Source organism: Staphylococcus sp. EG-SA-2, from assembly GCF_017152085.1.
The window spans coordinates 1-1,358 of sequence record NZ_JACYHC010000791.1 but is presented as its reverse complement, the minus strand read 5'-3'; the positions used below and the strand labels follow the sequence as shown (position 1 = coordinate 1,358).

Genomic DNA, 1,358 nt, shown 5'->3' with positions numbered 1-1,358 from the left:
TGTGCAATGTCGTCACATACAAGTTGAACTTCAAATCTTTTCTATGACTGACATGCAGGGCAACGTGATGGATAAATACTTTGAATGCATCGATATAATCTCGTGAGTCATACTGATTCAAATGCATGGTTAGACTAAAGTTATGATCTAATAAAAAGTCTAAACACAAATCGATATCATAAAATATATTCGAAATCTCTGCATCATACGTGAATGGCGCATTGAGCTTTTTCATAATATATGGCATCACATCATATGCTAATACTTCATTGACTTGAAAATCATGATGACATGTAAGCAACTGTGATTGATACTGTGTATTGAGCAAATTCCTCAAATAGCCCACTTGAATAATATGATTAAATTGATTTAGTTGTTGATTAGTTGGTTTAAAGGCAATCTCTTTATAGTTCATCTTTTCAATATCTTCAATGAAATGATTCATTTCTTCAATGTAGTCATTTAAAAGTAATATCAATTCACGGTCGTGATAATTATGTTGTGCCGATTGTTGATTTTCAGTGATTGCTGGACGATCACCTCGATATTGTTTAGGCGTTTGATGCGTAAAGTGTTTAAATGTTCTCGCAAAGCTCGCTGCACTTGAAAAGCCATTTTGCAATGCAATATCAGTAATCGTTTCATCTGTGTATGTTAAATCGAGTTTCGCATGCTCAATTCGCGTCGTATTTAAGAAATGTTGGAATCCTACACCTAGCGATTCTGTAAACTTTTTAGACAGATGGCTCTCTGACCACCCAACGTATTCGCTTAATTCTGAAAGGCTTAAATCTTCATGAAAATGTAACTCGATATAGTCGCATACTTGATTCACTTTATCATCATTTAAGATACTTTGGTTCGAATGATATGTACGCGGGACATAATGAATCATATGCATAAGCAACTGAATCACAAGTTGTTGCTCAGTCAATTTAGACAACTCATTATGTCGAATGTGTGTTGAAACCAGTCTTGCCATTATATTTCTCAGTTGATGTATATTCTTGGTTGTGGTCGCATCTGTTAAGTGAAAATATAGACAATGCGCATCATCAAACTTGTCTGCCAAATATTTCATTTGGAATTGGATATAACATATGATGCCATCTTGTTGAAGTTGAAATCGATACAAGTCACGGTGGTTAATGATGAAAATGTCGCCACTGTTGCATTGCGTCATGTTATTTTCATCATAAATATGTGCCTCACCTTTAATAACAAAACCAATCATTAAACCATTGAGCCTTTTGAAATCTGGCATGCTTTCAGTTTCTACTCGAATTAAATAATCACGTTGCATACTATCCCTCAATTCAGTAATATGAATACGTTTATTTTACATTATTTTACAGCAA

At 34.1% G+C, this 1,358-nt stretch carries 1 protein-coding gene; it reads right to left on the bottom strand.

What is annotated here, in order from left to right:
• Window positions 1–1,303: helix-turn-helix domain-containing protein (locus IDG60_RS14310; RefSeq protein ID WP_206160830.1), on the bottom strand; the 1,303-nt coding region annotated here is incomplete at its 3' end.
• Between the last annotated feature and the right edge of the window lie 55 nt (window positions 1,304–1,358).